This is a genomic window from Sphingomonas sp. AC522, assembly GCF_979258125.1.
Genome location: NZ_OZ409836.1, coordinates 2,767,640 through 2,789,217 on the forward strand (window position 1 = coordinate 2,767,640; position 21,578 = coordinate 2,789,217).

The 21,578-nt window shown below is 64.0% G+C and carries 25 protein-coding genes and 2 pseudogenes; 12 read left to right on the top strand and 15 right to left on the bottom strand.

Features of this window, described 5'->3' with window-relative positions:
- Positions 1-164 precede the first annotated feature (164 nt).
- Together ACZZZM_RS13885 and soxR are read right to left on the bottom strand one after the other, a co-directional pair.
- Positions 165-2,369 (bottom strand): S9 family peptidase, encoded by a 2,205-nt coding sequence (locus ACZZZM_RS13885; protein ID WP_463595679.1) that lies wholly within the window; start codon positions 2,367-2,369, stop codon positions 165-167.
- Between the two features lie 178 nt (positions 2,370-2,547).
- Positions 2,548-3,018, bottom strand: coding sequence for a redox-sensitive transcriptional activator SoxR (soxR, locus tag ACZZZM_RS13890; protein ID WP_463595680.1), 471 nt, complete (start codon positions 3,016-3,018; stop codon positions 2,548-2,550).
- Positions 3,019-3,097: 79 nt separating this feature from the next.
- On the opposite strand from soxR, the gene ACZZZM_RS13895 reads away from it, so the two are divergent.
- Entirely contained in the window at positions 3,098-3,478 is a 381-nt protein-coding gene (locus ACZZZM_RS13895) for a VOC family protein (RefSeq protein WP_463595681.1), read from the top strand.
- Positions 3,479-3,554: 76 nt separating this feature from the next.
- Positions 3,555-4,007 (top strand): ferritin-like domain-containing protein, encoded by a 453-nt coding sequence (locus ACZZZM_RS13900; RefSeq protein ID WP_463595682.1) that lies wholly within the window; start codon positions 3,555-3,557, stop codon positions 4,005-4,007.
- A gap of 240 nt (positions 4,008-4,247) precedes the next feature.
- Here the strand turns inward: ACZZZM_RS13900 and ACZZZM_RS13905 are convergent, their stop codons facing one another.
- The 6 genes from ACZZZM_RS13905 to ACZZZM_RS13930 all read right to left on the bottom strand — a co-directional run bounded on the left by ACZZZM_RS13905 (position 4,248) and on the right by ACZZZM_RS13930 (position 6,892).
- Complete coding sequence (locus ACZZZM_RS13905; RefSeq protein ID WP_463595683.1) at positions 4,248-4,610, bottom strand: hypothetical protein; 363 nt, start codon at positions 4,608-4,610, stop codon at positions 4,248-4,250.
- The gene (locus ACZZZM_RS13910; RefSeq protein ID WP_463595684.1) at positions 4,607-5,071 is read right to left on the bottom strand and encodes a DUF805 domain-containing protein; all 465 of its coding nucleotides are present in this window, start codon (positions 5,069-5,071) and stop codon (positions 4,607-4,609) included. The genes ACZZZM_RS13905 and ACZZZM_RS13910 overlap by 4 nt, the downstream gene beginning before the upstream one ends.
- Positions 5,072-5,151: 80 nt before the next feature.
- Positions 5,152-5,544 carry a 50S ribosomal protein L19 gene (gene rplS / locus ACZZZM_RS13915; RefSeq protein WP_463595685.1) on the bottom strand — a complete coding sequence of 131 codons (393 nt, stop codon included), beginning with the start codon at positions 5,542-5,544 and terminating at the stop codon, positions 5,152-5,154.
- A 1-nt stretch (position 5,545) separates the two neighbouring features.
- On the bottom strand, positions 5,546-6,274 hold the full coding sequence (gene trmD / locus ACZZZM_RS13920) for a tRNA (guanosine(37)-N1)-methyltransferase TrmD (RefSeq protein WP_463595686.1): 729 nt from the start codon (positions 6,272-6,274) through the stop codon (positions 5,546-5,548).
- Entirely contained in the window at positions 6,271-6,645 is a 375-nt protein-coding gene (locus ACZZZM_RS13925; protein WP_463595687.1) for a PIN domain-containing protein, read from the bottom strand. The genes trmD and ACZZZM_RS13925 overlap by 4 nt, the downstream gene beginning before the upstream one ends.
- Positions 6,638-6,892 carry an AbrB/MazE/SpoVT family DNA-binding domain-containing protein gene (locus ACZZZM_RS13930; RefSeq protein WP_463595688.1) on the bottom strand — a complete coding sequence of 85 codons (255 nt, stop codon included), beginning with the start codon at positions 6,890-6,892 and terminating at the stop codon, positions 6,638-6,640. Before ACZZZM_RS13930 ends, ACZZZM_RS13925 begins: the two co-directional genes overlap by 8 nt.
- 84 nt (positions 6,893-6,976) lie before the next feature.
- On the opposite strand from ACZZZM_RS13930, the gene ACZZZM_RS13935 reads away from it, so the two are divergent.
- Positions 6,977-7,882, top strand: coding sequence for an NAD(P)/FAD-dependent oxidoreductase (locus ACZZZM_RS13935; protein WP_463595689.1), 906 nt, complete (start codon positions 6,977-6,979; stop codon positions 7,880-7,882).
- On the opposite strand, the gene ACZZZM_RS13940 is transcribed toward ACZZZM_RS13935, so the two are convergent.
- From ACZZZM_RS13940 to ffh, 4 genes and pseudogenes are all read right to left on the bottom strand, one after another.
- The gene (locus tag ACZZZM_RS13940; protein WP_463595690.1) at positions 7,879-8,601 is read right to left on the bottom strand and encodes a metallophosphoesterase family protein; all 723 of its coding nucleotides are present in this window, start codon (positions 8,599-8,601) and stop codon (positions 7,879-7,881) included. The two genes, ACZZZM_RS13935 and ACZZZM_RS13940, sit on opposite strands and share 4 nt — an antisense overlap.
- Positions 8,598-9,176: a ribosome maturation factor RimM gene (rimM, locus tag ACZZZM_RS13945; protein ID WP_463596450.1), complete on the bottom strand. Its 579-nt coding sequence runs from the start codon at positions 9,174-9,176 to the stop codon at positions 8,598-8,600. The genes ACZZZM_RS13940 and rimM overlap by 4 nt, the downstream gene beginning before the upstream one ends.
- 298 nt (positions 9,177-9,474) lie before the next feature.
- Positions 9,475-9,936 (bottom strand): annotated as a pseudogene (gene rpsP, locus ACZZZM_RS13950) (30S ribosomal protein S16); the annotation flags it as partial.
- 105 nt (positions 9,937-10,041) lie between these two features.
- Positions 10,042-11,526: a signal recognition particle protein gene (gene ffh / locus ACZZZM_RS13955; RefSeq protein WP_463595691.1), complete on the bottom strand. Its 1,485-nt coding sequence runs from the start codon at positions 11,524-11,526 to the stop codon at positions 10,042-10,044.
- 269 nt (positions 11,527-11,795) lie between these two features.
- Between ffh and ACZZZM_RS13960 the strand changes: the two genes are divergently transcribed.
- Entirely contained in the window at positions 11,796-13,445 is a 1,650-nt protein-coding gene (locus ACZZZM_RS13960; RefSeq protein ID WP_463595692.1) for a putative bifunctional diguanylate cyclase/phosphodiesterase, read from the top strand.
- Between the two features lie 22 nt (positions 13,446-13,467).
- On the opposite strand, the gene ACZZZM_RS13965 is transcribed toward ACZZZM_RS13960, so the two are convergent.
- Positions 13,468-14,043, bottom strand: a complete 576-nt coding sequence (locus ACZZZM_RS13965) for a DUF924 family protein (RefSeq protein WP_463595693.1) — start codon at positions 14,041-14,043, stop codon at positions 13,468-13,470.
- Between ACZZZM_RS13965 and mtaB the strand changes: the two genes are divergently transcribed.
- The 3 genes from mtaB to ispZ are packed head-to-tail and all read left to right on the top strand — an operon-like array spanning position 14,043 to position 16,803.
- Entirely contained in the window at positions 14,043-15,260 is a 1,218-nt protein-coding gene (gene mtaB, locus ACZZZM_RS13970; protein WP_463595694.1) for a tRNA (N(6)-L-threonylcarbamoyladenosine(37)-C(2))-methylthiotransferase MtaB, read from the top strand. The genes ACZZZM_RS13965 and mtaB overlap by 1 nt on opposite strands.
- A complete protein-coding gene (gene ftsY / locus ACZZZM_RS13975; protein ID WP_463595695.1) occupies positions 15,257-16,186 on the top strand; it encodes a signal recognition particle-docking protein FtsY in 930 nt (309 codons plus the stop codon). The genes mtaB and ftsY overlap by 4 nt, the downstream gene beginning before the upstream one ends.
- Positions 16,183-16,803, top strand: a complete 621-nt coding sequence (gene ispZ, locus ACZZZM_RS13980) for a septation protein IspZ (protein WP_463595696.1) — start codon at positions 16,183-16,185, stop codon at positions 16,801-16,803. Before ftsY ends, ispZ begins: the two co-directional genes overlap by 4 nt.
- Before the next feature lie 141 nt (positions 16,804-16,944).
- On the opposite strand, the gene ACZZZM_RS13985 is transcribed toward ispZ, so the two are convergent.
- A complete protein-coding gene (locus ACZZZM_RS13985; protein ID WP_463595697.1) occupies positions 16,945-17,568 on the bottom strand; it encodes a superoxide dismutase in 624 nt (207 codons plus the stop codon).
- 188 nt (positions 17,569-17,756) lie between these two features.
- On the opposite strand from ACZZZM_RS13985, the gene ACZZZM_RS13990 reads away from it, so the two are divergent.
- Both ACZZZM_RS13990 and ACZZZM_RS13995 read left to right on the top strand, forming a co-directional pair.
- A complete protein-coding gene (locus tag ACZZZM_RS13990; RefSeq protein WP_463595698.1) occupies positions 17,757-18,323 on the top strand; it encodes a urate hydroxylase PuuD in 567 nt (188 codons plus the stop codon).
- A 59-nt stretch (positions 18,324-18,382) separates the two neighbouring features.
- Positions 18,383-18,710, top strand: a pseudogene (locus tag ACZZZM_RS13995) (GIY-YIG nuclease family protein).
- 96 nt (positions 18,711-18,806) lie between these two features.
- On the opposite strand, the gene pspF reads toward ACZZZM_RS13995, so the two are convergent.
- A complete protein-coding gene (gene pspF, locus ACZZZM_RS14000; RefSeq protein ID WP_463595699.1) occupies positions 18,807-19,835 on the bottom strand; it encodes a phage shock protein operon transcriptional activator in 1,029 nt (342 codons plus the stop codon).
- A gap of 401 nt (positions 19,836-20,236) precedes the next feature.
- On the opposite strand from pspF, the gene pspA reads away from it, so the two are divergent.
- From pspA to pspC, 3 genes are read left to right on the top strand one after another with little or no spacing between them, the layout of a single operon-like run.
- Complete coding sequence (pspA, locus tag ACZZZM_RS14005; protein ID WP_463595700.1) at positions 20,237-20,905, top strand: phage shock protein PspA; 669 nt, start codon at positions 20,237-20,239, stop codon at positions 20,903-20,905.
- A 1-nt stretch (position 20,906) separates the two neighbouring features.
- Complete coding sequence (gene pspB / locus ACZZZM_RS14010; protein ID WP_463595701.1) at positions 20,907-21,176, top strand: envelope stress response membrane protein PspB; 270 nt, start codon at positions 20,907-20,909, stop codon at positions 21,174-21,176.
- A 1-nt stretch (position 21,177) separates the two neighbouring features.
- On the top strand, positions 21,178-21,552 hold the full coding sequence (gene pspC / locus ACZZZM_RS14015) for an envelope stress response membrane protein PspC (protein ID WP_463595702.1): 375 nt from the start codon (positions 21,178-21,180) through the stop codon (positions 21,550-21,552).
- The last annotated feature ends 26 nt before the right edge of the window (positions 21,553-21,578 follow it).

Here is a 21,578-nt window from a genome sequence, read left to right on the forward strand (position 1 = left end):
AAGCTGCGTGGCGAGCGTGGGAGTTGAAAGAAATTGTTGGGAGGCGCTGACCCTCCCTCCCCGTCATGCTGGACTTGTTTCAGCATCCAACCCTCCACATGCGAGGCTCTCGACCGTGGAGGGCTGGACCCTAAAACAAGTTCAGGGTGACGAAGTGCGGGACGTCACCGCTTGTTCTTCACATTCCGGTCCATGAAGTTCAGCACCGTCGTCCACACGTGGATGTCCCGCGGGGCGCTATGGGCCTTGCCCGGATAGAGCATCATCTCGAACGGACGGTTCTCCGCCTGTAGCTTAGCGGCGAGCGCAGTGGCGTTGTCGAGGACGACATTGTCGTCGGACATGCCGTGCATCAGCAGCATCGGATCGCGGATCTTGCCGGCATCGGCGATGGTATCTGCCGCGGCATAGGCCTTGGGATCCTTGTTGGGGTCGCCCAGATAGCGCTCGGTATAATGGGTGTCGTAGAGGCCCCACTTCACCACCGGCGCGCCCGATATGCCCGCCGCGAACACGCCCGGATGCTGTTCGAGCAGCTTGAGCGTCATGAACCCACCATAGGACCAGCCATAGCCGCCGATCCGATCGGCATCGACGAAGGGCTGCGACTTGAGATAGTCGATGCCCGCGATCTGATCCTCGACTTCGACCGTGCCGAGCTTCTGGAAGATCTGGTCCTCGAAGGCCTTGCCACGGAAGTTCGAGCCGCGATTGTCGATCTGGAAATAGATGTATCCGCGATCGACGATGTGCTGGGTCAGCGGGCTCTGCCACTTGTGTGCGACCTGCTGGCCGGTGCCTGGGCCGCCATAATATTCGACGAAAACGGGGTATTTGCGGCCCGGCTCCATCTTGGGCGTGATCATCGACCAGTAAAGCGTCGAGCCGTCCGTGGCCTTGAGCGTGCCGTATTGCGCCGCGCGGTGGCTGGCGAGGAACGGGTAATAAGGATGGCCGGGCTTCAGCGCATTCTCCTCGATCCAGGCAAGGCGGTTACCGGTCTGGTCGGCGAGATAGGATTGGGTAGGCTGACCGGCGTTCGAACGCGAGACGATGAAGCGCGTCGCGCTCTTGTTCATCGCCGCCGCATTGAAGAAGCCGGCTTCGGTCAGTTGGGTCACTGCGTCCGGCCGCTTCAGGTCGATCGAATAGACCTGCATCTCCAGCGGCGTGTCCTTATTGGCGACGAAGAAGACCTTGCCGGCCTTCTCGTCGACCCCGGCCAGATCCTTGACCACCCATGCGCCCTTGGTGAGCTGGCGCCACTTGCCCTTGTTGAAGTGATAGAGGTGGCGATAGCCGTCGCGCTCGGAAGCCCAGATCAGGCTGCCGTCTTCGAGAAATTTATAGGCGTCGGTGATGTTGAGCCAGGTCTTGGCGCGCTCGGTGAAGATCACGCTGGACTTGCCGGTGGCGGGATCGACCTTGAGCATGTCGAGAATCTTCTGGTCGCGGCTCTGGCGCTGGACGTAGAGCGCCTTGCCATCGGGTGCCCAATTGACCCGCGCGACATAGATGTCGTCGTTGGTGCCGAGATCGACCTTTACCCGGGCGCTGCCATCGGGCTTCATCACATAAAGCTCGACCACGGCATTGGGGGTGCCCGCCGCCGGATAGCGCTGCGAATAGACGCGCGTGCCCTCGGCACCGATCGCCGCGCGGCTGACCACGCCGACGCGCGCCTCGTCGAAGCGCTCGACGGCGATATATTGCTCGGTCGGCGACCACCAATAGCCTTCGTAGCGGTGCATTTCCTCCTGCTCGACGAACTGCGCCTCGCCCCAATGCACGGTGCCCGCGCCATCATTGGTGAGCTGGCGCGCCTCGCCGCCTTTGAGCGGCTGGACCCAGAAGTTCTGCCCGCGCGCGAAGCTGAAATAATTGCCCTGGGGGCTGATCGCGGGATTGAGCTCGCCCTCGGGCGAATTGGTCAGGCGCTGGACCTTGCCATCGGTGCCGGCGAGATAGACGTCGCCATCCAGCGGCACGATGATGCTCTTGCCGTCGCTCGACCAGCTATAATTGACGATGCCGCGGGCGTTGGTGATGCGTGCGCGCTCGCGCTGCATCTTCTCGGCTTCCGAAAGCTCGGCGCCCGAACCGACCTTCTTCGAATCGACCAGCATCCGCCATTTGCCCGTGGCGGTGTCCATTGCCCACAGGTCGAACCGGTCCCTCTCGTCGGCGCGGTTGCGCAGCAGCGTCAGCAGCGACCCATCGGGCGACAATTTGGGCAGCCGCGGTGCCGGTCCCGATAGCTCCGGACTGGCGAAAACGCGTTCGAGCGGCAGATCCTGGGCCTGCGCCGCGACGCTACTCGCCACGACCGAAACGCCTGCCAAAGCCATTGCTGCCAACCATTTACGCATTCCCAAAGTCTCCTTGCGCGGCCTTATTGCTGGGGAATTGACCGGGGTAAAGGGCGGTGGCCTGGGCAGGTCCCGCCTCCGAAGGCTGAGGCCAGTTGCGCCATACTCCCGGCGGCGCCGCGCGTTGTCGACGACATTGCGACTGGGCCCCGGCCTTCGCCGGGGGTGGTAAATAGTTTCAACCCACCTCCCCCATCGCAACCGAGCGCCCTACCGCAATGAATCGCGGCCCGGTGCCGCCGCGCCCGGCCCGATCGTCCGGATTGTACAGCGCACACTTTTTGAGGCTGAGGCAGCCACAGCCGATGCAGCCGTCGAGATCGTCGAGCGCGCGCTGCAATTGGGCGACCCGCTGCTCGATGACGCGGCGAAACCCCTGGCCGATGCGCTTCCATTCGCTGGCATTGGGCGCGCGCTCCTGCGGCAGCCGCGCCAGCTCGGCGGCGATCTGGGGCAAGGTGAAGCCCAGTTGCTGGGCGATCAGCGCGAACGATATGCGGCGGATGTCCGATCGCAGGAAGCGGCGCTGATTGCCCTGCGTGCGGATCGGATGGACCAGGCCCTTGGCTTCGTAGAAGCGCACTGCGGATACGGCGATTCCGGTTCGCGCGGCCAGCTCACCGATCGTCAGAAGCTCGTTTCCGCGCATCGCAATTTCCCGCTTGACCTCAACTTAGGTTGAGGTTGTAGCTGCTCATGGCATGGCAATCCAGCTAGGAGGAAATCCCATGCCCGCTCCCTTTATCGAGCACGTCAATCTCACTGTCAGCGATCCCGAGCGCACGGCAACGCTGTTCCACGATCTGTTCGGCTGGCGGATCCGCTGGCAGGGCCCGGCCCGCGACAATGGCCGGGTAATCCATGTGGGCGACGATACCACTTATCTGGCGGTGTACACGCCGCCGGAAGGCCTGCAGCGCCGGTTTGAGAAGGGCGAGCCGCTTAACCATGTCGGCATCCAGGTCGATGATATCGACGAAATCGAGCGCCGCGTGGCCGCCGCCGGGCTCGTCCCCTTTGCCCATGGCGATTACGAGCCGGGGCGCCGCTTCTACTTTCTCGATCCCGACGGCACCGAGTTCGAGATCGTCAGCTATGCCCCGCATTAAGGACCGATTGACTCTCTTTGCCGGGAGCAAGCCGGGCCAGCGCAAGTTGTCCTGCGGCAACCGATAGGAGCGCCCAATGTCCGACAATACCGATATCGCCAAGCTGGACGATCTGATCGTCACCGTGATCGACAGCATCAAGGGCTATGAGCATTCGGCCGAGCATGCCGAGAGCGATCGCTACACCGAATTCTTCGTGACGATGGCGTCCGAGCGCCGCCAAGTGGTCGATGCGCTTTCCGCGCGCAGCCGCGAACTGGGCGGCACGCCTGCCGATTATGGCTCGGCCGCGGCGACGCTGCACCGCCGTGTCGAGGATCTTCGCCTGGCACTGGGCGGCGGCGACCATGCGATCCTCAGCGAGGTCGAGCGCGGTGAGGATTATCTCAAGGAAGAGTTCGAGCGCGCGATCGCTGACGAGCATATCTCATCGGGCACGAACGGCGTGATCCGCGTCTGCTTCGATTCCGTCATGCGCGGGCATGATCGGGCCAAGCAACTCAAGGATGCGCTTGCCGCCGCCGATTGAGCGGGGCCGCTGAATTAGTGCGCCGGGCGGGATCGCTCCCGTCCGGCGACTTTTTTGCGGCTATTCCGCCGTTGCGCCGATGACTGCGGCGAGCGCCGCTGCCGATCCGGCGATCCCGCCCCAGACGGCGGTTACGAACCACCAGGGCGGACGCTTTTCTGCGTTTTCCATGTGACTTCTCCGGATGCGCAGCCTTGGGGCTCGCAGGTCCAACATGCGGCGCGTGGCCGCGGCGAGAAGTCAGGCGAGCGGAGGGCCGCGCGGATACGCCGCGATACGGTGCGTAGAGGTTGTAAGGGCCGAGGCGTCGGTGCGTTGCGGCGCGCTGTCGGCGAGCAGCGGCGCGGCGATTTCGAAGCGATCGCTGGGCGCGACGATATCGGCTCCCGCCGATGCCGTGGGCGCCGGGTCGCCCTCGGCGATGCGCTTGAGCACCGCGCGGTTGGCACCGGACGAGGCATGGAGCGCGACGACGCTGTTGCCAGGGTTGAACGCCGATCCATGCGAAGCGCTGTGCGGCAGGCCGACCGGCACGACGGCGCAGAACACCGCCGTCGCCAGCGTCAGCCACAGCGAAGCGGCGAACAACCGCAATTGGGTCATCCTTCCGATCGCTGGCCCGTGGCTTCGCATATCCCGCATACTAACCCAACGGGCCGGGAGCGCCAAATATCCCTTAGTTCGTCTTGCGCCGGCGCCAGTTGATTCCTGCCGGTGGCGGATCGCGCCATTTGTTGGGGTCCTTCTCGCCGGGGATCAGGCCCAGCACGACCATCGCGGCCAGGAAAACGGAAGACAAGGACGCCGGCAGCAATCCGCATGTCCTCGAGCGGAGCGTCGCTTTTGATCAGCGCCACGAGCATCAGCAGTTCGATTCCGACCGGCACCGTCATCCACCAGCCGCTGCGTCCAATGTCATGCAGGCGCGGCGCGCCGAGGATGATGAGGATGAGCTCACCCTTTCCGGGCGGCTTCTCCATGACCATCGCCAGCACCACCATCACCGCGACCAGCAGCGTCAGCCATGCGAAATAGGTTGGCCGATTGCACCGATATTTGAACATCGTCCCCCCCGCACGAAAACGGGCGCGGAAGCCGAAGCCTCCACGCCCTGTCTTTTCACACCGGGCATCGCCCGAAAAGCTTATTCGGCTGCGGTCGCTTCCGCAGTCGGGCGCACGTCGCGGCGCTCGGCGATACGCGCCGACTTGCCGGTGCGGCCACGCAGATAATAGAGCTTCGCACGACGCACGACGCCCTTGCGGACGACTTCGATGCTGTCGATGTTCGGCGAATAAAGCGGGAAGACGCGCTCGACGCCTTCGCCGAACGAAATCTTGCGAACGGTGAAGTTGCTGCCCATGCCCTTGTTCGAACGGGCGATGCACACGCCTTCATAGTTCTGAACGCGGGTGCGCTCGCCTTCGACGACCTTGACGCCGACCTTGAGCGTGTCGCCGGGGCGGAAATCCGGAATCTTCTTGGTCTCGTAGAACTTGGCGATGTTTTCCGCCTCGAGCGTCTGGATGACGTTCATGTCATTCTTCCTTCTTTTGCCGCGCGCCAGAGGGAGAACTGACCCGAGCGCCCTCATGGCGCTCCCAAAGGTCCGGCCTCCTTAGCCGTGTGTCGGTCTCGGCGCGGCTCTTACGCCATGCCTCGATCCTCGCATGATCCCCCGATCGCAGCACTTCGGGGATCGTGCGCCCTTCCCATTCAGCAGGTCGGGTATATTGCGGATATTCGAGAAGCCCCGTTTCGAAGCTCTCGTCCATGCCGCTTGAAGGCGCGCCCATTACTCCGGGAAGCAGCCGAATGCAAGCATCCAGGAGCGTGAGAGCGGCCATCTCGCCGCCGGAGAGGATATAGTCACCGATCGAGACCTGCTCGATATCGCGAGCCTCGAATATCCGTTCGTCGAGCCCCTCGAACCGGCCGCACAGGATGGTGACCCCGGGGCCCTCCGCCAGCGCCCGAACCCGCGCCTGGCTGAGCGTCGTGCCGCGCGGCGTCATCGCCAATACCGGGCACCCTGCGGGGACGCTGTCGAGCGCTGCGGCGAGGACATCGGCGCGCATCACCATCCCTGCCCCGCCGCCCGCGGGCGTGTCGTCGACGGACTTGTGCCGGTCGGTCGCGAAGTCGCGGATCTGCACCGCCTTCAGGCTCCACTTGTCCTCCCGCAGCGCGCGGCCGGCAAGGGATATACCCAGGGGCCCGGGGAACATCTCGGGGTAGAGCGTCAGGACGGTCGCGGCAAAGGTCACAGGGTCCAGTTCTCGATCTTTAGGCCAAGGAGGTCGAAATCGCGCTCGTTGCTGGTTACCAGCACGAGCCCGAGCGAGAGCGCGTGCGACGCGGTCAGACGGTCGAAATTGGCGCGCTTGAATGGCAAGGTCGCGTAGACGTCTCCAGCCTTGATGTCGAAGGGTAAGGCGGCAACCTGCCGAAAGAAGGCTGCCGCCGCCTCGCCTTGCCCGCGCAGTTCGGCGCCGACCATGACCTCGGCATAGACGATCGACGATGTGACGAGCGTGCCATCCATGCATTCCTGCACTCGTGCTGCGCCGCGGGGGCTTCGCCCAACCAACAGATCGATGCAGAATTTGGTGTCCAGAAGATAGACCGGCTCAATCACGTTTTGCGCCGCCGTCCCAATCCCGCTCGTTCTCGTCCATCGCCATGCGCTCCAGCCCGGGGATCGATCCGTAGATGCCGGTGAGATCGATCTTCCGCCCTTCCTTGGGGGCGGGCTCGAATGTGAATTTTCCGCGATCCTCACGCAGGACCATCTCCTCGCCTTCACGAAGCCCGAGGCTCTTGGGCAAGCGCAGCGCAAGCGAATTGCCCGACTTGAAGGTCTTTGCGCGGTATTCCTTCACCATGGCTTCCTCCGTATATACATTGCGTATATACATTCGGGCATTACGTCAAGGAACGTTCTCTTCATTCGAGCGCTTCGCCGCACAATGGACGATTGCATCATCATCGGCGGCGGACCGGCGGGGCTTACGGCGGCGATCTATCTCGCGCGCTTTCATCTCTCGATCCGGCTTTTCGATGCCGGGGACAGCCGCGCGGCGCTGATCCCGTGCACGCATAACCATGCCGGCTATCCGGACGGGATTTCGGGCAAGGAACTGCTCGCGCTGATGCTCGCCCAGGCCGAGAAATACGGCGCGGTGCGCGAGCAGGCTAAAGTCACTGGGCTGCGCGTGCTCGAGGACGGCTTCGGGGTGCGCGTGGGCGAGCGCGAATATGGTGCGCGCTCGGTGCTGCTGGCTACCGGCGTGGTCAACCATCGTCCGAAGATGCCCGATACGCTGCACGACGAAGCGCTCCAGCGCGGCCTGATCCGCTACTGCCCGATCTGCGACGGCTATGAAGTCACCGACAAGCGCATCGCCGTGGTCGGGACCGGTGGGCATGGCGCGCGCGAGGCATTGTTCCTGCGCGGCTATAGCGCCCATGTCACGCTGATCGCGCCCGATGCCGAGCACCAGATCGAAGAGGAGCATGAGGGCGATCTCGATGCGGCGGGCATCGCGCGCGCCGATGGCCCGTGCGGCAATTACGCGATCGAGGGCGACAGCATTGCCCTCGACACCGCCAGGGGCAGGCTCAGCTTCGATACGCTCTACCCGGCGCTCGGATCGCGGATACGCTCGCAGCTTGCGGTGCAGGCCGGCGCCCGGGCCGCCGAGGACGGCTGCCTCGAGGTCGACGACCATCAGCGCACGTCGATCCCGGGCCTGTTCGCAGCGGGCGATGTCGCCAAGGGGCTCGACCAGATCAGCCACGCAATGGGCGAAGCCGGCGTTGCCGCGACGACGATCCGTAACATGCTCAACGCACAACGCCCGATCCGGCGCTAAAGCTTGCCTACCGCGAGGCCCCTGGCCCAGCCCACAAATCCCTCGCGCTCGGCCTTGGCTGCGGCGCTCAGGTGATCATATTCGGCGCATCGGAATACGATCTTGCCGTCTTCCACGATCGCATAGCGCGCACGCGGATCGCCATTCTCGACGCGATAGGGAAAGGGATGGTCGTCGTCGAATGCCTGTAGCCCGACGCTGCCGGGATTGGCGACCGTGCGACCGTCACCGAGCCGCATCTCCCCCGGGATGTGCGAATGCCCGCACAAGGTTAGCGGCGCCCTCGCTCCGCCCAGGCGCCCGGTGACTTCGGCTTCGCTCGCCCGGCGTGCGCCTGTTGGCTTCACCGTTTCGAGAAAATGCTCGAGATCCGACCGCGGGGTGCCATGGACCAGCAGCATGCCGGGCAGTTCCATCGTCTCGGGCAGCGACGCGAGCCAATCGCGATGGGCATCGGTCAGCACCGCCTGGGTGAAGGCATCGCTGGCGCCGCTGCGTTCGGGCGGGAGCGTGAGCAACTGGCGCTCGTGATTGCCGGCAATCGTCGGCCAGCCCCGCGCCATCAGCCAATCGGCAGTCTCGGCCGGCCAGAGCGGCCCCGAAAGAATGTCGCCAAGATTGATGAAGCTGGTGCAGCCCTGCCGCTCCGCATCGGCGACCACCGCCTTGAGGGCAGGCAGATTGCCGTGAATGTCGGAGAGGACCGCGATGCGGGTCATTCGATGAAATCGGCCGAGATCACCAGCCGCTGGTCATTCCATTCGGGCACTGCATCGGGCTTCATCGGCACCATGAAGCGCTTGCCGGGCTTGCCGTCTTCGGAAGGACGCTCGATTTCTAGCACGTCGCCCGCGCCGTAATTGTCGATCGCCACCACTTCGCCCAGCGGTTCGCCCCCGTCCGAAACCGCGGGCAGCCCGAGCAAGTCATGATGGTAATATTCGCCTTCGACAAGCGCAGGCAGCGCCGAACGCGGCACGGTCAGCGCCGTCCCGCGCAGCGCCTCTGCAGCGTTGCGGTCCGCAACTTCGGCGAAGCGCGCGATCGCCCCGTTCGAACCATGGCGCAGCGACTTGAGCGTCAGCGTGCCCTGATTGAACGAGGCATAGCTCGCAAGATCGTCGCCAAAGACCTTGAGGCGGACTTCTCCCGCCACGCCATGCGCGCCGATGACGGCGGCGAGCGTTACTGCGCGCTCAGCCGTCGGGGCTGCCGGGCTGCCTGGCGGCTGCGTCGTCTCCGCCTTCGGCTGGCTTGTCGGTGGAGACGCCGGCGGGGTTGGTCTGGGTGTCACCGGGTTCTTCACGTTCGGTATCGTCCGGGCCGGTGGGCTGACTCGCCATCATGCGCTCCTCCTGAGGCTATTGCCCCAGAGAAACGCATGATGGCGTCCAAGAGCCTCAGCCCTGCGACTTTTCTTCGTCGGTGGCTTCGGCAGCCGGTGCTTCGGCTGCTTCTGCCGCGGCAGGAGCTTCCTCGGCGGTCGCTTCTGCGGCGGGAGCCTCTTCAGCAGCCGGAGCTGCTTCCGGGGTGGCTTCCTCGACGGCTTCGGCCATCACTTCGACGGTTTCGGCCTGCTCTTCGGCAACTGCGGCAGGAGCCTCCTCAGCGGCAGGAGCTTCCTCGGCGGCAGGAGCTTCCTCGGCGACCGGAGCCTCCTCAGCGACGGGCTCGGGCGCCGGAGCGGCTGCTGCCTCTGCGGCGGCTTCCTCGGCGGCCTTGGCCTTCTCGGCACGCTCTTCAGCGCGCTCGACGGCCTTCTCGCCGGGCTTGCCCTTGTTCGGATTGCTCTTGGCGGCGCGCTCCTTCACGCCCAGCACATCCAGGAAACGAGCAACGCGGTCGGTCGGCTGCGCACCCATCTGGAGCCAATATGCGGCGCGCTCGGTGTCGAGCTTCATCCGGTCGGCCGAATCCTTGGCGAGAAGCGGGTTATAGGTGCCTATCTTCTCGAGGAACTTGCCGTCGCGCGGGCTGCGCGCATCGGCAACGACGATCCGGTAATAAGGACGCTTCTTCGAGCCACCGCGCGAAAGACGCATAGAGAGAGCCATTACAAATCTTCCTTCTTCACATTCGTCACCCCAGCGAAAGCTGGGGTCTTTTGGTTGATGTTGTGTCCTTGCCGCTTGGGACCCCAGCTTTCGCCGGGGTGACGGCTATTTCTTCTTCAGCAAATTCTCGAAACCGGGGGGCAGGTTCGGGCCACCCGGCAGGCCCGGCAGATTGCCGCCCATCTTGCCCATCATCTCGCCCATATCCTTGCCGCCAATGGCGTTGCCGATCCCGGCCATGCCGCCACCCGGGCCGCCCTTGCCGAGCATGCCCAGCATGCCCTTCAGCCCGCCCATCTTCTTGAGCCGCTTCATCGCGGTCTGCATTTCCTGGTGCATCTTGAGCAGCTTGTTGACGTCCTGGACGGTCACGCCGCTACCCTTGGCCACGCGAATCTTCCGCTTGGCATTGAGCAACTCGGGCCTGGAGCGCTCCTTGGGCGTCATCGACGTGATCATCGCGTCCATGCGCAGCAGGATGCGATCGTCCATCCCACTATTGTTCATCGCGGCCTGCGCCTTCTTCATGCCGGGGATCATCCCCGCCAGCGCGCCCAGCCCGCCCATCTTGCGCATTTGCGTCAGCTGGCTGCGCAGGTCGTTCATATCGAACTGACCCTTTTGCAGCCGCGCGGCCATACGCTCGGATTCTTCGGCGTCGATCGTCTCGGCAGCCCGTTCGACCAGGCTGACGACGTCGCCCATGCCGAGGATACGGCCGGCAACGCGCTTCGGGTGGAATTGCTCGATCGCGTCGAGCTTCTCTCCCATGCCGGCGAACTTGATCGGCTTGCCGGTAACGGCGCGCATCGACAGCGCAGCGCCGCCGCGCGCGTCGCCATCCATCCGCGTCAGGATGACCCCGGTGAGCGGAACCTGCTCGCTGAAGCTCTTGGCGACGTTAACGGCGTCCTGGCCGGTCAGCGAGTCGACGACGAGCAGGATTTCGGCAGGATTGGCGATGTCCGCCACTGCCTTCATCTCGTCCATCAGTGCCTGATCGACGTGAAGGCGGCCGGCCGTATCGAGCATCAGCACGTCGAAGCCTTGCAGCTTCGCCGAGCTCATCGCGCGCCGGGCGATCTCGACCGGATTCTGCCCCGCGACGATCGGCAGCGTCGTCACTTCAGTCTGCGTGCCGAGGACGGCCAGCTGCTCCTGCGCGGCCGGGCGATTGACGTCCAAGGACGCCATCATGATCTTCTTGCCGTCCTTCTTGAGAAGCTTGGCAAGCTTAGCGGTCGTCGTGGTCTTGCCCGAGCCCTGAAGACCGACAAGCATGATCACCGCAGGCGGCGTGACGCCCAGTTCGAGTTCGGACGTGTCCGAGCCCAGCATGTCGACCAGCGCGTCATGGACGATCTTGACGACCTGCTGCCCCGGCGTAACCGAACGCAGCACATTCTGGCCGACTGCCTGTTCGGTAACCTTCTCGACGAACTCGCGCGCTACCGGCAGCGCGACGTCGGCCTCGAGCAAGGCGACCCGCACTTCGCGCATCGCCGTGCGCACATCAGTCTCGGAGAGCGCGCCACGGCCCCGCAGGCGCTCGAATACGCCGCCTAACCGATCGCTCAGACTCTCGAACATAAGGACCAAATCACTCCAAATTTCGCGCCACTTCCGCCAAACGCAAAGCGAGCCGGCGGACGAAACCTCGTCGGCCGGCCTGCACCCGTGGGCGCTGATGCGTCTCGCGTTCCGTGGAACGGATGGGCGGGCACATAGACGGGGTTGCCGACAAACGCAACCGCCCGCGCCGGCCCCACTGGTGTCCAAATCGTTTCAGCGCTTAACCTGATCTATACCCTCGCCATGCGAAACCCCCGCACTGTCGTATGGGGGAGTGTGTCCCGGCTATGTCGCTGGATCACGAAGACGAGATCATTGCAGAGGGCCATATCCAACGGCCCAATCTGCTTTCGGGCGCGATCAGCGTTGCCGCGATCCTGCTGTTCGTGGGAACGGGCAGCTCGGTGCTGTCGAAGACCCTGCGCCATTATTTCGAAGGCGCCGAGCCAGCCGACCGAACGCTCGTCATTGCCCTGTTGCTCAACGTTGCCCTGATCCTGTTCGGCTGGCGGCGCCACGCTGCTCTCAGCCAGGAGGTGCAGATCCGTGCCGCTGCCGAAGAGCGCGCCCAGGCGCTCGCAGCCCGCGATCCGCTGACCGGTTTCCTCAATCGTCGTTCGATCTCCGAGGAAGGCGCCGCGATGTTCGTGCGCGCCCAGCGCCGCCGCAAGGCGATGGCGATGCTGATGCTCGATCTCGACAATTTCAAATCGGTCAACGACATGCACGGGCATGCGGTGGGCGATGCGCTGCTCCGCGCCGTCGCGTCCGAGATTGCCGCGGTGATGCCGCCGATCGCGCTGACCGCGCGGCTGGGCGGCGATGAATTTTCGTGCGGCTTCCTGTTCGATCCCGCCGAGCCCAGCTTTGTCGAGCGCATCGCCGAGAAGCTGGTGCACCGCATGGCCCAGCCCTTCGAGGCCGAGGGGCTTCGCCTGCATATCTCGTGCTCGCTCGGTGTCGCGCGTTCGGACTTCGACTGCGCTTCGATCGACGCACTGATGCGCTCGGCCGATATCGCGATGTATGCGGCGAAGAAATCGGGGCGGAATCGTTATGCCTGGTTCGATCATTCGATGGAGCGCGAGCTTCAGGTCCGCAACGAGCTGGAAAGCGGCCTGCGCACTGCGATCCCGCGCGGCGAGATCGTCCCCTATTTCGAGCAGCAGGTCGATCTCTCGACCGGACGTCTCCACGGCTTCGAAGTGCTCGCGCGCTGGGAGCATCCGGTCCGCGGGCTGATCAGTCCGGAACTGTTCATTCCGATCGCGGAGGAAACCGGCATGATCGCCGATCTCTCGCTTTCGATCATGCGCCAATCCTTTATCGCCGCGCGCGATTGGGATCAGTCGCTCAGCCTGTCGATCAACATCTCGCCCTGGCAGCTTCGCGACGCATGGCTGGCGCAGAAGATCATCAAGGTGCTGACCGAGACCGGCTTCCCGGCCAATCGCCTCGAAGTCGAGATCACCGAAAGCTCGCTGTTCGACAATCTGGCGCTGGCGCAATCGATCGTCGGCAGCCTCAAGAACCAGGGCGTCCGCCTTGCGCTCGACGATTTCGGCACCGGCTATTCGTCGCTCGCGCACCTTCGCGCATTGCCCTTCGATCGGATCAAGATCGACAAGAGCTTCGTGATGTCGCTGATCGACAACGCGGACTCGGCGGCAATCGTCAATGCCATCGTCGGCCTGGGCGAAAGTCTCAATCTGCCGATCACCGCCGAGGGCGTCGAGACCGCCGAGATCGAAGAGCGCCTGCGCGCACTGGGCTGCGCCAAGTCGCAGGGCTGGCTCTATGGCCGGCCGATGTCGGTCACCAACGTTCGCCGCCTGCTCGCCGAGCGCCGCCTGCTCCAGCAGGTCCAGGCGCCATTGGCTCGCGAAGTGCCGGTGGAAACGCCGAGAGTTGCAACCAGTCAGCGTCAGGCGGGCTAACCCCCAGTTCGTCGTTATTGGATTACCACCCCGCCCCCGGCTGGCTGAGATATTCCCGCTCCGCTTCCGTCGATTCTCGTGCCAGCGCAGCATTTCGTGACGGAAACCGCCCGAACCGCCTGATCACGCCCGCGTGCTGATGCGCGAAATCGAGCGAATTCTGGTTTCCCAGCGCTTCGAACTTCTCAATGCACAAATCCTGCAGCCCTTCGTCCTCGGCATGCATCAGCGGCATATAGAGGAACTGCAGCCATTCGCCGCTCATCCCGCCGTCCCAGCGCTTGTCGAGTGCCCCCAGTGTCAGTTCGCGTGCCAGCTTGTCGGCGGCAAAGGCCTCCGCGGTTCCGCGATGCATGTTCCGGCTGAACTGATCGAGCACGATGATCGCGGCGAGCAACGTCTCGGGATCGTCGCGCCAGCCCTTTGCCTCGCTGGCAAGCACCGCGTCGCGAAGCGCACCGAAGCGCTCGCCTATCTGACGATCCAGCCGCTCGGACTTGGCGAAATGCTGCTCGGGCGTCAGCGCGAACCAGAAGCCGAGCACTTCGCGGGCCCGTGCGTGGACATCCGTCGCCCCCATCCCTAGATCGTCCGCCAATGCCGTCTCCTCACATCATCAGTCTCGGCTGCCGGCTGAACATCGCCGAAAGCGAAACCATCCGCGCGCTGCTCGGCGAGCGCGACACGGTGGTGGTGAACTCTTGCGCGGTGACCAACGAAGCCGTCAAGCAGAGCCGCAAGGCGATCCGCCGCGCCCGCCGCGAGCGCCCCGATGCCGAGCTGGTCGTCACCGGATGCGCGGCGCAGATCGACCCGGCATCATTCGCGGCAATGCCCGAAGTCAGCCGAGTGATTGGCAATGCCGAGAAGCTCAGCGCCTTCGCCTGGGGCTCGACCGAACCGGTCCAGGTGCAGGACATCATGGCCGTCCGCGAAACCGCGCCGCATCTCGCCGCCAGCTTCTCGACCCACGCCCGCGCCTTTGTCGAAGTCCAGAACGGCTGCGACCATCGCTGCACCTTCTGCGCGATTCCGTATGGCCGCGGCAACAGCCGCTCGGTCCCCGCGGGCGCGCTGATCGATCGGATCGCGATGCTCGCCGAGAGCCACAAGGAAGTGGTGCTCACCGGAGTCGATCTCACCAGCTACGGAGCCGATCTGCCCGGCGCGCCCAGCCTTGGCCCATTGGTCGAGCGCATCCTGTCGCACGTCCCCGCGCTCAAGCGCCTGCGCCTTTCCTCGCTCGACGGCATCGAGATCGACGACCGCTTGTTTGCGCTGCTCACGCAGGAGCCGCGCGTTCAGCCACATGTCCATCTCTCACTACAGGCGGGCGACGACATGATCCTCAAGCGCATGAAGCGCCGCCACAGCCGCGCCGAGAGTGTCGCACTGGTCGAGCGGCTGCGCGCGGCACGTCCCGACATCGCGATTGGCGCCGATCTGATCGCCGGCTTCCCGACGGAGACCGAGGCAATGTTCGCCAACTCGCTCGCGTTGATCGCCGACGCGCAGATCGTCCACGGGCACATCTTCCCCTACAGCCCCCGTGCCGGCACGCCCGCGGCGCTTATGCCGCAAGTCGAGCCCGAAATCGTGAAGGCCCGCGCCGCCCGCCTGCGCTCCGCCGCGGCACAGTCACGGACGGATTGGCTGCAAAGCCTGATAGGCAGCACCCAGCAAGTGCTGGTAGAGCGCCCCGGAACCAGCGGCCATGCCGGCAATTTCGCCGAGGTCAGCCTGCCCCCGTCCAATGTCGGAGAAGTCGTCAGCGTGAGAATTCAGGCCGCCCGTGACGGAAAGCTGATCGCATGAGCACTTCCTGGCGCGACCGCCTGCTCGGCGGGTTCAAGAAAACCTCCGATCGCCTGATTGGCAATTTGGCGGGGCTTGGGCTCGGCCGGCTCGACAACGATCAACTCGACGAGATCGAGGAAGCGCTGATCGCCTCCGATCTCGGCCCCGCTACTGCCGCGCGGATCCGCAGCCGGCTCGAAGAGGCGCAGGTCGAGCGCAATCTCGAGGAACTCGGCATCCGGCTCATCGTGGCCGAGGAGATCGCCAAGGTCCTTGAGCCCGTCAGCAAGAAGCTGGAAATCGAAGCCTTTCCCCGCCCGCAGGTGATCCTAGTCATCGGCGTCAACGGCAGCGGCAAGACCACCACCATCGCCAAGCTCGCAAACCTGTTGCTCGAACAGGATTACGGCGTGATGCTGGCTGCCGGCGACACCTTCCGCGCCGCCGCGATCGGCCAGCTCCGCACCTGGGCCGAGAGGATCGGGGTGCCAATCGTCACCGGCCCCGAGGGCGGCGACGCGGCGGGCGTGGTCTTCGAAGCAGTCAAGCAGGCCACCGAGAAAGGCATCGACGTGCTCATCGTCGACACTGCCGGACGCCTCCAGAACAAGCGCGAGCTGATGGACGAACTCGCCAAGATCCGCCGCGTCCTCGGCCGCCTCAATCCCGCAGCGCCGCACGACGTAGTCCTCGTCCTCGACGCGACCACCGGCCAGAACGCGCTCAGCCAGATCGAAGTGTTCAAGGAAGTCGCCGGCGTCACCGGCCTGGTGATGACCAAGCTCGACGGTACTGCGCGCGGCGGTGTCCTCGTCGCGGCCGCCGAGAAATATGGCCTGCCGATCCATGCGATTGGCGTGGGCGAAAAGGTCGACGATCTCCGCCCGTTCGATGCGAACGAGGTTGCGCGGATCATCGCCGGAGTGGAAGAGCTTACCCGATGAACGCCAGTACCAAGCCCGCCGCGTCCCCAGGCCTTCGCATGCTGATCGATTTCGGTCCGCTTGCCATATTCTTCGCCGTCAACAGCTTCGCCCCCGGCGCGCAGCTCGAGCGCATCTTCGCCGCGACCGCCGCCTTCATGGTGGCGATGGGCGCGGCAATGGCGCTGAGCTGGTGGAAGACGCGCCACATCTCGCCGATGCTGTGGATCTCGGGCGCGCTCGTCCTAGTGTTCGGGGGGCTGACGCTCTATTTCCACGACCAGACCTTCATCCAGATCAAGCCGACGATCGTTTATGCGATGTTCGCGATCATCCTCGGCTATGGCCTATGGGCAGATAAACCCTTGCTCCAGACGCTGCTGCAGACAGCCTATCCCGGGCTCTCGGCGAAGGGCTGGCGCCTGCTGACGATCAACTGGACGATCTTCTTTGCGGGCATGGCGGCGCTCAACGAAGTGATGCGGCAAATGCTCACCTGGGACCAGTGGGTGACGTTCAAGACCTGGGCGGTGATCCCGATGACGCTCGTCTTCGCGATGATCAACATCCCGATGCTGATGCGCCACGGCCTGCAGCTGGATAAGCCCGAAGACGTGCCGCTGCCGCCGGAGGGTTAAAAAATCCTTCTCCCACCGGGAGAGGGAGGGAGGCGCGAAGCGCCGGAAGGGTGAGGACGATTGTCTGGCCTGCCCTCACCCTTCCCACTCGCTTCGCGAGCGGGCCCATTCCCTCTCCCAAGCGGGAGAGGGAAAGCATAATCAGCCTTCCTGGTCCGCCCGACCCACGCCCGCGCCATCCAAATTCTGCGCGACGAATTCCCAGTTGATCAAATTCGCCGTCACCGCATCGAGATAGTTCGGCCGCGAATTGCGGTAATCGACGTAATATGCGTGCTCCCACACGTCGATCGTCAGCAGCGGCTGCATGCCTTCATACACCACCGGCGTGTCGGCATCGTGCAGCGAAGTCACCTTGAGCTTGCCGCCGTCGAGCACCAGCCAGCCCCAGCCGTTCGAGAAATGCGCAGTCGATTCGGCGACGAGCTTCTTGACCAACTCGTCCGCGCTGCCGAACTCGGAAGCGATCAGGTCGGCGAGCTTGCCCGAGGGCGCGGCCTGGTTCGGCGACAGGCACTGCCAATAGAAGCTGTGGTTCCAGACCTGGGCGGAATTGTTGAACAGCCCCTTGTCGCCCGTCTCCTTGGCGTGCGCGATCACTTCGCTCAGCTTGCGGCCTTCCAGCCCCTTTTCGGTGACGAAGCCATTGGTCTTGTCGACATAGGCCTTGTGATGCTTGCCGTGATGGAATTCGAGCGTCTCGGCCGAGATATGCGGCGCGAGGGCGGACTTGTCATAGGGAAGCGGGGGAAGTTCGAAAGCCATCAAAGCTACTCCATAGAAGAGGAATCGTTTGCCCAACGCGCGGGCGAGGGCGAGCGCTCCCGCGCCTAGCCGCTATTCGCGTGGCGGGTCCCACAAATTTCATTGCGTGTGACAAACGAAATTTCCGATCATAGGATGCGCTACCAGCGGCTCGGGGGCAGACCGGCCGCGCACCAGGGGAGCATCCAATGGACAAATTCTTCGGCAATCTTCACGCGGTGCTCGCAGTCGGGTTCGTGCTCGCGCTCGGGATCATCTTCTCGCCGATCTACACCGATTATGTGACGCTTGATGCGAACCACATCTTCCAGTGGCTCCACGTCTTTTTCGGCATCATCTGGATCGGTCTGCTTTATTATTTCAACTTCGTGCAGATCCCGACCATGCCGTCGATCCCGGCCGAGCTGAAGCCCGGCGTCACCAAGCATATCGCGCCCAAGGCATTGTTCTTCTTCCGCTGGGCCGCCCTGCTTACCGTGATCACCGGCGCGATCCTCGCCTGGCTTTATGACGAGCTCCATGAGGGGCTGGCGATGAAGCCGGGCTATCAGTTGATCGGCATCGGCATGTGGCTGGCCCTGATCATGGCCGTGAACGTCTGGTTCGTGATCTGGCCAAACCAGAAGAAACTGCTCGGGCTGGTGGAAGCCGACGATGCCGCCAAGGCCAAGGCCGGCAAGACCGCAATGATTGCTTCGCGGCTCAACGTGATGCTGTCGATCCCGATGCTGCTTGCGATGACCAACATGCACTAAACCTGTCACACCGGGGCGAAAGCCGGAGCCCAGGGCCGTACGTAATATCGCTCTTGGCTCTGGGTTCCGGCTTTCACCGGAATGACGATGGAGGAAGGCATGGATCGGACGCCAGTCGTCTAAACGGCACGATTTACACTGGCGTCACTTCCGACATGCCCGGTCGGATTTATCAACACCGTGCGAAGGCATTTGGCGGCTTCACTGCAAAATATGATGTCGTTCGAACTCGTGTGGTTCGAAGTGCATGAGGAAATGGAATCCGCGATCATTCGAGAGAAGCGGATCAAGGAGTGGAAGCGGGCTTGGAAGATCGAGTTGATCGAGACGGACAATCCCATTTGGCGCGATCTGGCTGAAGACCTGGGTTTCGATCCCCTGCTCTGATCATTTTCGTCATCCCGGCGAAAGCCGGGACCCAGAGCCACGAGCGTTGCGGCCAATAACTCTGGGCCCCGGCTTTCGCCGGGGTGACGCCTATTGTCAGCCCCCCGCCCCGAGCAGCTCGTGTCGCTTGAGCGCATGCCGCAGCTGGTCGTAGCTCAGTCCAAGCGCTTCCGCAGTCGAGCGCTGGTTGAAGCGGTGCTCGGCCAGCGCGCGTGAGAGCAATTCGCGTTCGAAGCGATTCACGCGCGTCTTGAAGTCGCTGCCGCTGTCGAGCCCAGGAACCGGCGCCGGCGCCTGATCGATCGCGGGCGTGGCCGCTACGGGCGCCGCGCTAGCAGTCGCCGCGCGCGGGCGGAACGGCGATTCGAACGGATCGATCTCGATCGCGTCCACCGGACCCGACCGCTCCCAGCGATAGACCGCCCGCTCGACCACGTTGCGCAGCTCGCGGACATTGCCCGGCCAGGAGTAATTCTCCAGCGCGTCCAGCGCATTCGGACCCCAGCCGGGCCAATCCTGCATCCCTATCTCGGACGCCATGCGCCGTCCGTAAAAATCGGCCAGCACCTGCACGTCGCCCTTGCGGTGCCGCAAGGGGGGCAGCGTCACCACTTCGAAGCTCAGCCGGTCGAGCAAATCGGCGCGGAAGGTCTGCTTCTCTACCCGTTCGGGCAGATGCTCGTTGGTCGCGGCGACGATGCGGACATCGACCTGGACCGGGCGCGAAGAACCGATCCGGTGGATCTCGCCATATTCGACTGCGCGGAGCAGCCGTTCCTGCGCCCCCATCGATAACGTGCCGAGCTCGTCGAGGAACAGCGTGCCGCGATGGGCTTCCTCGAAACGCCCCGCCCGCGCCTTGGTCGCGCCGGTGAATGCCCCCGCCTCGTGCCCGAACAATTCGGCTTCGATCAGCGTCTCGGGAAGCGCCGCGCAGTTCATCACTACCAAAGGCTGATCCCAGCGCGGCGACAGGCGGTGCAGGCGCTCGGCGACCAGTTCCTTCCCCGTCCCGCGCTCCCCGATCACCAGCACTGGACGGTCCAGCGCAGCGGCGCGGCTCGCGCGTTCCAGCGCCTCCAGAAATGGGGGGGATTGGCCGATGACGTGTGTGGTGCGCTCCATGCCGAACCCTTGGCGAATTTTCCCAACAATTGGCAAGCCATAAAATACGCCTGAACGTCATATGAACGGCAAAAATGGCGGAAAACCGTGAGTTTCAGAAACTGGCACGACTTGTGCTGAGTATCAGGCAAGCCCGGCAGCGGGCCAACAAAAACAAGCCCGAACATCGGGCCAAGGTTCAGGGAATTCAATCATGGCTTATACCGCAAACAACTTCCGCAGCGCCTTCTTCGCCGTCTCGTTCGCCCTGCTCAGCAGTGTTCTGCTGGTCGCAGGCACCGTCTCGGCGCCGCTGGTCGCTTAACCCCGTCTACCGCTCGCCAATGCCCCGGCGAGCGGCACAGCCGGGAGGGTTCCCCTAGCCCCTCCCGGCAACCCCATCACCCGAAGGAGTTTTGATTATGGGTATCTTCTCACGAACCCGCGACATCATCGCCGCGAACGTCACCGATCTGCTCGACAAGGCCGAAGATCCGGCGAAGATGATCCGCATGATCATCCTCGAGATGGAGGAGACCCTGGTCGAAGTCCGCGCTTCCGCGGCCCGCACGATCGCCGACCAGAAGGAAATGCGCCGCCACATCTCGAAGCTCGAAGGGCTTCAGGCGAGCTGGACCGAAAAGGCCGAGCTGGCGCTGAGCAAGGGCCGCGAGGACCTGGCCAAGGCCGCCCTGGTCGAGAAGCAGAAGGCCGCCGACATGTGCGAGCAGCTGACTTCGGAGATTTCGGTGCTCGACGAGGCGCTCAAGGCTTCGGAAGAGGACATCACGAAGCTCCAGACCAAGCTGCGCGAGGCCCGCACCCGCCAGAACTCGGTCGTCGCCCGGCTGGAGAGCGCGAACAACCGCACTCGCCTCCGCGAGATGACCAACGGTTCGAAGATGCAGGACGCATTCTCGCGCTTCGAAGTGCTCGATCGCCGGGTGGACTTCGCCGAGGGCCGCGCCGAAGCGGCCGGCCTGGGCGCGATCCCCAAGACGCTTGAGGAGGAAATCGCCGAGCTGAAGTCGAACGACAAGGTCGATGCCGAACTCGAAGCGCTGAAGGCGCGGATGGGCAAGGGCGCCTGAGATGGATGAGGTCTTCATCCCGATCATTGCGATCGGATCGATCTTCATCGGGCTGCCGTGGCTGATCTTCCACTATGTTACCAAATGGAAGCAGATCGGCACGATCACCGGCGAAGACGAGAAGCTCCTCGATGAGCTCCACTACGTCGCCCGGCAGCTCGAAGAGCGCCTGCAAACCGTCGAACGCATCATCGCCGCCGACAACCCCGATTTCCGGCCGCTGCGCCCCGAGCGCCCCGAGACGGAATTTGATCTCTCAAGGAGGAATTGAGATGTCGAGCCGTACCAAGTTCTACCTGGACAAGCAGAACTCGAAGATCCTGGGCGTCTGCGCCGGCCTGGCCGACTATACCGGCATCGAAGCGATCTGGCTGCGCGTCGGCATGGTCGTCCTGGCCCTCTCGACCAGCGGCACGGTGATCCTGGGTTATCTGCTGGTCGCCTGGCTCGCTCCGAACAAGCCGATCGGCCTGTACGAAGGCCCGGAAGAGGAGAAGTTCTGGCAGGGCGTGCGCGCCAATCCGCGCCGCACGACCAGCGAGGTCCGCTCCAAGTTCCGCGACATCGATCGCCGCCTGGCGGATATCGAGATGTACTATACGAGCCGCAACACGCGCCTCGCCGACGAGATCGACAGCCTGCGCTAGGCGCAGGCTGCAGAGGGAGGAAGAAC